Origin of the sequence: Sedimenticola sp., assembly GCF_050289425.1 — a bacterium.
Taxonomy (GTDB): domain Bacteria; phylum Pseudomonadota; class Gammaproteobacteria; order Chromatiales; family Chromatiaceae; genus Sedimenticola.
The window spans coordinates 66,404-74,491 of record NZ_JBNKFS010000022.1 but is presented as its reverse complement, the minus strand read 5'-3'; the positions used below and the strand labels follow the sequence as shown (position 1 = coordinate 74,491).

The 8,088-nt window shown below is 49.0% G+C and carries 11 protein-coding genes; 4 read left to right on the top strand and 7 right to left on the bottom strand.

Annotated features, from left to right (window positions below; translation table 11 throughout):
- The first annotated feature begins 40 nt into the window (after positions 1–40).
- Positions 41–616 (top strand): hypothetical protein, encoded by a 576-nt coding sequence (locus ACQY5R_RS14755; RefSeq protein ID WP_428609739.1) that lies wholly within the window; start codon positions 41–43, stop codon positions 614–616.
- Between the two features lie 258 nt (positions 617–874).
- Here the strand turns inward: ACQY5R_RS14755 and ACQY5R_RS14750 are convergent, their stop codons facing one another.
- On the bottom strand, positions 875–1,375 hold the full coding sequence (locus ACQY5R_RS14750; RefSeq protein ID WP_428609738.1) for an SRPBCC family protein: 501 nt from the start codon (positions 1,373–1,375) through the stop codon (positions 875–877).
- Positions 1,372–1,713 carry an ArsR/SmtB family transcription factor gene (locus ACQY5R_RS14745; protein WP_428609737.1) on the bottom strand — a complete coding sequence of 114 codons (342 nt, stop codon included), beginning with the start codon at positions 1,711–1,713 and terminating at the stop codon, positions 1,372–1,374. The genes ACQY5R_RS14750 and ACQY5R_RS14745 overlap by 4 nt, the downstream gene beginning before the upstream one ends.
- Positions 1,714–1,984: 271 nt before the next feature.
- On the opposite strand from ACQY5R_RS14745, the gene ACQY5R_RS14740 reads away from it, so the two are divergent.
- The 3 genes from ACQY5R_RS14740 to ACQY5R_RS14730 are packed head-to-tail and all read left to right on the top strand — an operon-like array spanning position 1,985 to position 2,752.
- Positions 1,985–2,131, top strand: a complete 147-nt coding sequence (locus tag ACQY5R_RS14740; RefSeq protein WP_428609736.1) for a hypothetical protein — start codon at positions 1,985–1,987, stop codon at positions 2,129–2,131.
- A gap of 12 nt (positions 2,132–2,143) precedes the next feature.
- Complete coding sequence (locus ACQY5R_RS14735) at positions 2,144–2,317, top strand: rhodanese-like domain-containing protein (protein WP_428609735.1); 174 nt, start codon at positions 2,144–2,146, stop codon at positions 2,315–2,317.
- Positions 2,318–2,326: 9 nt separating this feature from the next.
- Positions 2,327–2,752 (top strand): DoxX family protein, encoded by a 426-nt coding sequence (locus ACQY5R_RS14730; RefSeq protein ID WP_428609733.1) that lies wholly within the window; start codon positions 2,327–2,329, stop codon positions 2,750–2,752.
- A 449-nt stretch (positions 2,753–3,201) separates the two neighbouring features.
- Here ACQY5R_RS14730 and sigJ read toward each other — a convergent pair whose 3' ends face one another.
- The 5 genes from sigJ to ACQY5R_RS14705 all read right to left on the bottom strand — a co-directional run bounded on the left by sigJ (position 3,202) and on the right by ACQY5R_RS14705 (position 7,995).
- The gene (sigJ, locus tag ACQY5R_RS14725) at positions 3,202–4,098 is read right to left on the bottom strand and encodes an RNA polymerase sigma factor SigJ (RefSeq protein ID WP_428609731.1); all 897 of its coding nucleotides are present in this window, start codon (positions 4,096–4,098) and stop codon (positions 3,202–3,204) included.
- Between the two features lie 6 nt (positions 4,099–4,104).
- Positions 4,105–5,115 (bottom strand): NAD(P)H-dependent oxidoreductase, encoded by a 1,011-nt coding sequence (locus tag ACQY5R_RS14720; RefSeq protein ID WP_428609730.1) that lies wholly within the window; start codon positions 5,113–5,115, stop codon positions 4,105–4,107.
- Between the two features lie 131 nt (positions 5,116–5,246).
- Positions 5,247–5,573 (bottom strand): hypothetical protein, encoded by a 327-nt coding sequence (locus ACQY5R_RS14715; protein WP_428609728.1) that lies wholly within the window; start codon positions 5,571–5,573, stop codon positions 5,247–5,249.
- Between the two features lie 233 nt (positions 5,574–5,806).
- Positions 5,807–7,294: an ATP-binding protein gene (locus tag ACQY5R_RS14710; RefSeq protein WP_428609727.1), complete on the bottom strand. Its 1,488-nt coding sequence runs from the start codon at positions 7,292–7,294 to the stop codon at positions 5,807–5,809.
- Positions 7,288–7,995, bottom strand: a complete 708-nt coding sequence (locus ACQY5R_RS14705) for a winged helix-turn-helix domain-containing protein (protein WP_428609725.1) — start codon at positions 7,993–7,995, stop codon at positions 7,288–7,290. The genes ACQY5R_RS14710 and ACQY5R_RS14705 overlap by 7 nt, the downstream gene beginning before the upstream one ends.
- Between the last annotated feature and the right edge of the window lie 93 nt (positions 7,996–8,088).

Sequence of the window (8,088 nt, the reverse complement as noted above, 5' to 3'; positions counted from 1 at the left end):
GTCTAACACGACTACGCAAGTGTGTAACCGGAGAGAGCGAATGAATTCCGCAGCATCCTGCCAATCTCCGTTAGAGTGGGATACCCTACTCGCCTATTGGATGGGAGAGCAGGACTCCGACAGCGAAGCGCAGATTGAGCAGCACTACCTCGGCTGTACTTCATGCAGTGAAAGGCTGGCGCTTTTGATTGCACTCATAAAGGATGTTCAGCACCTTATAAAGGTGAGCGGCGTGAATATGGTGGTTACCGATCAATTCGTGCAGAAGCTGAAGAAAAATGGAATGCATGTGCGTGAATATCACATTCCCGCGAATGGCTCAGTCAACTGCACCGTCACACCTGAGGATGAATTCGTGTTGGGTCGCCTGCAGGCATCGCTTGACCGTGTAGAGCGACTCGACATGGTTTATATCGATGATGAGGGCAACAGCGCAACGCGCCTCAATGACATCCCGTTCGATATGGAAAGTGGCAGTGTGGTTTTTTCGACACGCATCGATACGCTACGTGCGTTGCCGGCAACCCGTATACAAATACGTTTACTTGCCGTTGATAGCGCCGGTGAGCATCAGCTTGGTAATTACACTTTTAATCATAGGCCATACGTTCGCTAAGGATTAATCCAGAGGCATTTGAATTAAAGTAGTGTCATTACTACATATCGGCGACCGTAAATGGCGTTCACATACCTCCTTGTTTCCATCCCGGATCGCAGTGCAAATAGTACTCGGACTCAGGTGTTTTTGACCTCTTCGATTTGCGTTACTTCCCCCGTTCCACAGATGCATTGCTGGACCGATAATTAAATGCCGGGTGTTCTTGTCATTTTTTCTTCGTTGTTCTTGTTCGTATACCTAAAACAATAAATGACTTTAAAGTTTCGCAAGGTATCCGGCAAGTAGGTCGAAACTTCCTCCCCAACCTTTTCCATGTTGAGAACGTGAAGCTTCCCAAGCCTCTGCCTCTTCTTTGGTCGGGTTTATAGGCTGCCAAACAAACTCCATACTCGTTATGCCATTTGCTTCGCTCAGCTTTATAGTAGCTCTAATTTCTTTCGGCCAGTTGGGCATCGAAGGCGGCATTATATCGCCGTTCTCGTTTGACTCATATTGAGAAAAAATAATCGTGTGGTAAGGGTGCAGTTCATGGTACTGAGTCAACAGCCACATTTCGTTACCGTTTGGCATGATCATTTTATGGAGTGCAGATCCGCCAGCTCTAATATCGGCAGACTCATATATACAGGAAACATCGGCACTGGGTACTTGCCACTGACATAGATGATTTTCCTGTGTCCATGCTTCATAGACTAATTGCATCGGAGCATCAAAATCTCGGGTTAATATTGATGGCTCTACAATAATGTCAGTCATTTTTTTTCACCTTTGTTCTGTAGTTCAGATAAATAGTCGTCAAGTTGATCAAACTGCCTATTCCAATGCTTCTCAAACTGCCGTACCCAAATTTGAATCGGTTTTAGTTTCGTCGTATTAACCCGGTAAAGTCGTTGTCTACCATATCTTCTCTCGGAGACCAGGCCAGCTTCTTTCAACACACCTAGATGCTTGGAAACCATCGGTTGGTTCCACTGAGTGAGTTCTACAAGCTGATTAACGCTTAACTCTTTACCAACAAGCCTTTCAATAATCTCTCGTCGCTTTGGTTCAGCGATAGCGGTAAATGCATCGTAGGTATTAACTGTACGTGGCATGAAGCTATTATATTCCCATACAGGAATATGTAAAGAGGAAATTAACCGCATGATGATGTGCTTGGGTTAGGCCCTATAACTGGATGTTGGGTGTCCTTGTTCCGCGATTCCGTTCGATGCACCCGATGCAGTATCACCCATGCTCCTATTGTTTTTTACTTGGTGAATTTTTCATGAACAAAAGATTAGCGGCAGTAGTTGTAAATGCAACCACATAATGCTACGCTAATTTGTAGTTGTAATTACAACTACAATTCAAAAGGAGATCAAAATGACTACGACCGTCACCCACGAACAGATTAAGCACAAAATGGATTCAGGTGGGCCCATTACTATTGTTGAGGCGTTACCAGAAAAGTATTTCGTGGCAGAGCATTTACCAGGTGCGGTAAATATCCCTCACGACGAAGTGCGATAAAAAGCTCCAGAAATGTTACCTGATAAAGACGCTCTCATTGTCGTGTATTGCGCTAGTACCGAATGTCAAAATTCGCGGATTGCAACCAATACGTTGCAGCAAATGGGGTATATAAATGCCCACGAATATGTTGAAGGTAAGCGGCATTGGTTAGAAGCTTCCTTTCCCGTCGAGTCTGTTGAGTGAGATACATGCATGAAGACCGTAGATGAAAATTACAGTGCTATCGGAGCTCTGCTCCTGAGACTTGCTTTAGGAACAATGTGGATTTCGCATGCGTTGTTAAAGTGGTTTGAATTCACCATAGCCGGTTTTGGCAGCTGGCTTGAAAGTCAAGGTTTACCTAACCTTATGGCTTGGCCCGTATTCTCTCTCGAGCTGATTGGCGGCATTATGATTGTGCTTGGCCTATATGGCCGCTATGTTTCGGTATTCTTAATGCCAATAATGCTGGTTGCTGCCTGGACCCACAGTGCAAATGGTTGGGTCCACACTAGTGCTGGCGGTGGATGGGAATACCCGGTCTTTCTAATATTTGCTTCAATTGCGCTTACGCTTATTGGTGACGGACGATATGCTCTTCGAAGTAGCCGAACTTTGATACCTAGCAGGATCAAATAAAGAAATTACACCCCCGGTAGTAACTTATGTATAGCCGGGGGTATTTCTCGTCTAACATTTAAGCTCTATTGATTGGGTGCTTTTCAGAGGAGAGGCCAAAAATCAAAGGAGGTTGTTTTTGGCCGCTAAGCTGCCTACCAGAGGCTGGGGTAAGCCTGGAACGGTCGGCATCCGACCAGATAGCGTACAATTAAGTGGTTCACTCTAGCTAAACTCTAGTCTATGCTAAATGGCATTTGATTAATTGTAACGCATTGTTTTTGCATATAAAAAACCCGTCAACCTAGTAGGCTGCAAATCGCCACAGCTGGATGTTGGGTGTCCTTGTTCCTGTTCCAGGGTGCCTGTTTCATTCCATTCTGAATCGGCTAAATATCTGTTCATATACTCGATATCCAAAAGGTGGTTAACCCTGGTCCAGGTGAAGCAGCTCGTTAGCATTATCTGACTCACAAATTGATTCTTGAAAATGCACTAAGCTTGCTTGGATTACGGACAGCGTAGATTCTGTGTATACAGCCAGAATCGGCTTCAATGGTAAGCGCTGTCGCCAATTCATCATCTTCGAAAATCAAGACTCCAAGAGAACCGTTGAAACACTGAGGCTGCATTCGAATCACAACATCCTGCCTATCCAATTGAGAAAATATTTTGACAAAAAAGGCCGCAACTTTTTCTCCACCACGAAGTACATCCTGAAGCGCCTGGACCTTACCCCCGCCATCTGTGTAAAGCGCCACTCCGTCTGCCAATAGTAAAGTCAGTTTTTCCAAATTGAACTCTCTTACTGCACTCATAAATCCATCAAGTAACAAACGATGCTCATCTGGAGTGGCGTCGAATCGTGGGTGATTTTCACGTATGCGCTTGCGTGATCGTGTAGCTACCTGCCGACAGTTGGCGCTTGTCTTCCCTACAACTACTGCGATTTCATCGAAACTTAGGTCAAAAATGTCGTGCAGTAGAAAGACAGCACGCTCCACCGGTGTGAGTTTTTCCAGTGCCAACAACAGTGCAATAGATATGGTATCGTTAATTTCTACCTGAACTGCGGGATCAGACTGATCGTCCCAATGCGTATCAGGAAATGGCTCAGGCAACCATTCTCCAACATATATTTCCCGCTGTTTACGCGCTGATTTAAGCTGATTCAATGATATTCTGCTACATACGGTGATCAGCCACGCGCGAGGGTTGGCCAAAGTCTCAATGTTAGTTTCGTGCCATTTCAGGAAAGTTTCGTGTATAACATCCTTGGCTTCCTCAAGCGTTCCGAGCATGCGATAGGCAAGACCTTCCAGTGTTTTTCGGTGCTGCTCAAAAATCGAGGTCTTTTCATCAAGCATACCGATTCACTCGCTTGGGTTGGACATTAACAATGCAAAACGCCACCCTTGATCCGTAAGGCGAAACATATGTGTATATTTCTGGCGTGCTGAAAAAACACCGCCTGATTGTTCTTTATTCTGCATTCGCACCTCCTGGCAGCCCACTTCGACGGCCAATTCACCACTACGCTCTACGCGTATAGGCGTCTTGCGAAAGCTGACGAATTTGGAACTCCTGAAAAGTGCCTCTTCTGTTTGAAGAAATTCCGACTTTCCGGAGATCACGTCTCGATTGGGAATCAGCAATTGAATATCGTCCGCGCAAAGAGCCTGGTAAGCATCCACATCTCCACTGATGATTGCCTCAGCCTGCCTTTCACGCAGAAGACTAATATCGTATTTATCCTGACTGCTGAACTCACCCAACCAGGCTGGGAACTCATTCGGCTTGCACAACCAGTCGATCTCCTTTTTGGCGCGAACCAATGCTTTTTCTACGCCACGCTGATCCCCCGCAACACCTTCCACTGCCACTGTTTCAACGGAGGTAATACCAATAAACCCTAGAATCTGTTTAATATAATCCGTTTGAAAATCGTCTATATAGTCAGTTGAACTGTGGCTACCTCGTGCGGTAATCAACGTTGCACATTTGCCAGTTAGTAATCCCTGGTAATTCCCCTGTTCAACCTCAAATGTCGCGCCGGAGCGCACCACCTGGTCGAAATAGGCTTTGATGGACGAGGGAAGACCGAAGTTATACAGTGGACTCCCAATCAGCAGGTGATCTGCCTGTTTGATTTCACTGATCAGCTTGTCCGACAAAGCACTTGCGTCCGCGGACCCGCCTGGACTTTGGAATGCCTCAAATGCAGCCTGGGACAAATGTGGAATAGGCTCGCTCACCAAACAGCGCCGAATTACCTTGGCATCAGGATGGGTGTGCAACCATGCCTCCTCGAAATAATCAGTCAGCGAGCGCGTAATTGAACCTGTCAGTCGAATACTGGCGTCAATTCTGAGTAGTGTCTTCATTGGGTGCTCCGTTTTTTGTTTAGTTACTCCAATAAGACAATTCAGGTATGAAGAGTGTGACAACTCTCGGAGGACGTGAGCTAAAGTCGTCAGTAGGAGAGCTTTACTACATCGACTGATTTTTTAGGCCCTTACTTTATTCTCTCCCAGAAAGACAGATTAACTGATTCTGTATCGATAGCCTCTATATACTTCAATGTGTATTCATTCTCCATCCATTTGCCACACACTTCTTCGGCTTTTTCTTGTGTTGTCGCAAAACCCACATCAGCATAGAGGCCATCTTTGCCTCTTAATACGACATGCGCTAAAAAACCTTCTTCCTTTGACAAAAACATTTCATCTGCAATTTGTGCAGCCTTTAACATTTCTGATTCTGACACACCTTCTTTAAGTTTGAACGTGCCAAACTCCATACCTACAAACCCATGAATTTTGGTTAATGCCTGTAAATTCATTCTGCATACCTCTACTTGTGTTGACGGAAGGTCGCAGTGTAAACGCCCGCTACTGACAGCGTACTGTCAGTTGAAGTTTATTCCTCCAAGGTGCTAGATGGATGTGGCTTAAAACCAGCCGGCAGAGTTGAGGATGAATGGAGGCTGAAGCCAATCGACAAGAGTTACCTTATCCCACTTGGCTTTCTGATAAAACTAACCAAGATTTCCGAAAGTGCCCGCTATCGGCGGTTCTAATTTACCGGCATCAGCGTTGTTGCCAGCGGCAACAGAAACGTGAAGGCGGTACCGCTACTCGGCGTCGACTCCACGCGGATATCCCCTTTCTGCAGGGTCATGATGCGCTTGGCGATGGCCAGCCCCAGGCCGGCGTGTTCTCCCGAGGTACGTTTTTTAGCGGATTGGTAGAAAGGATCGAATATGTTCGGCAGATCTTCCGGGTTAATACCGCAACCGGTGTCTTTGACGACGATGGCCACGCCGTCTGGCTCGGCCTTCAGTTGCAGGTGAATGCTGCCGCCCTGGGTGGTATGGGTGAAGGCGTTTTCGATCAGGTTTTCCAGCACCCGCTCTGTCAATCCGATGTCGGCATAGACGAAGGGCAATGCCGGTGGCGGATTCATACCCAGCTTGATCTGTTGCTGTTCAGCACGTAGCTGGTATTTCTGCACCACGTCCTGAACCAGTTCGGCCGCGGCAAAGGGTTCGCAGTGGGGTTGAGTTTCGCGGGCGTCCAGGCTGGCCAGTTCGAACAGTTCGGCGACCTGTTTGGAGAGACGGCGCGCCTGCCGGAGGGCGATGGCGGTGTATTCCCGTCGTTCAGCTTCGGCCATTTCACTCCCTTTCAATTCCAGCGATTCCAGGTAGCCGAGCATGGAGGCCAACGGGGTACGCAGGTCGTGGGAGACTTGCGCCACCAGCTTGCGCCGCAAGCTGTCCTGTTCCTTGAGTTGTTCCAGTTGATCCTGGATATGGGCCGCCATTTGATCGAAGGTGAGGCCAAGCCGGTCCACTTCGTCGCTGGGTCTATTCTGCTCCAGCAGGTAGGGCTGGTGGGTGATAAAGTTGCTCTGGTGAAAATCGGCCATCAGGCTGGAGAGCCGATGCAAGCGGCGCGTCAGCAGGCGCAGTACGATTAGTCCGACCAACAACCCCAACCCAAGACTCACCACCACGGCCCAGCCGCTGAGTCGCAGGAAGTAGCTCTCCCGGATCATTTTGTCGACCGAATCAAACTCTTCGCCGCGCAGTACGACGTAGAGATAACCTTCCGGATGATCGGTGGTGGGCACCGGGGTGACGGAGAACGCCTTTTGGCCGTCGTGACTGCGCGGGTCATCTCCCAGCAACGGATACTCTTCCGAGCCTTCGAGGAAAGCCATCAACGGCGCCAACGAGACGTGGTTGCGCTTCACCTTGCCGGGGTCGGCCGAGTACGCGAGGATCTTGCCGTCGAGGTCCAACAGGTAGATTTCGATACTGGGATTGATCACCATGTATTGGTGAAAGGTCTCCTTCAGCGCCTCCTGGTTGATCCGCCCTTCGGCGACCAGATTGCGGTCGGCCACCAGGTTACGGGCCAGCCCTTTATTGAAGGATTGATTGACTTCTTGCAGATAATATTTGGTGGCGGTGGTGCTGATGATGGCGTAAAGCAGACCGATGGTGACAAACAGTATCACCAGACCCACCGCCAGTTTTGCGTAGAGTGTCCTCAGCATGTTTCGGCAAACTTGTAACCGACTCCCCAGACCGTGAGGATGTATTGGGGGTTGGCCGGATCCGCCTCGATCTTGGTACGCAGCCGGTTGATATGGGTGTTGACGGTGTGCTCGTAGCCTTCGTGGTTATAGCCCCAGACCGAATCGAGCAACTGTATGCGTGAGTAGACCGAGCCGGGATGGCTGGCAAAGTGCAGCAGTAGGTCGAATTCCCGGGCGGTCAGCTCCACCGGCTCGCCGCGCACCCGAACCTGGTGACGGGTAACGTCGATAACGATATCGCCGCAATCGATAATCTCTTGTGTCGGCTTGACTTGTTTGCGGGTGGTGAGCGCATCGGTGCGTCGAAACAGGGCTTTGATACGGGCCTGCAGTTCCAACACACTGAACGGCTTGGTCAGGTAGTCGTCCGCCCCCATCTCCAGCCCCAGGACACGGTCCAGTTCGGAAGACTTGGCCGTCAGCATGAGGATGGGCACATAGCCCTCGGCCTTGCGGATCTCCCGGCAAACAGCCAGGCCATCCATCCCCGGCAGCATCAGGTCCAGCACCACCAGATCGTAGTGACCTTTCTTGAAGGCGGCGACCCCTTCTCGGCCATCGCCGATGATATCGGCCTGACAGTCGATATCATTCAGGTGCATCTGCACCAGCCGGGCGATATCCGGGTCATCTTCAATGATCAGTATGTGGTGGGTCATGGATGAGGTTCACTCTGCCGGTTGTGCCGAATACATAATACATGGACTGCCGACGACTGACTAACGGCTGGGTATTGTTTGGAGACGCCCCAT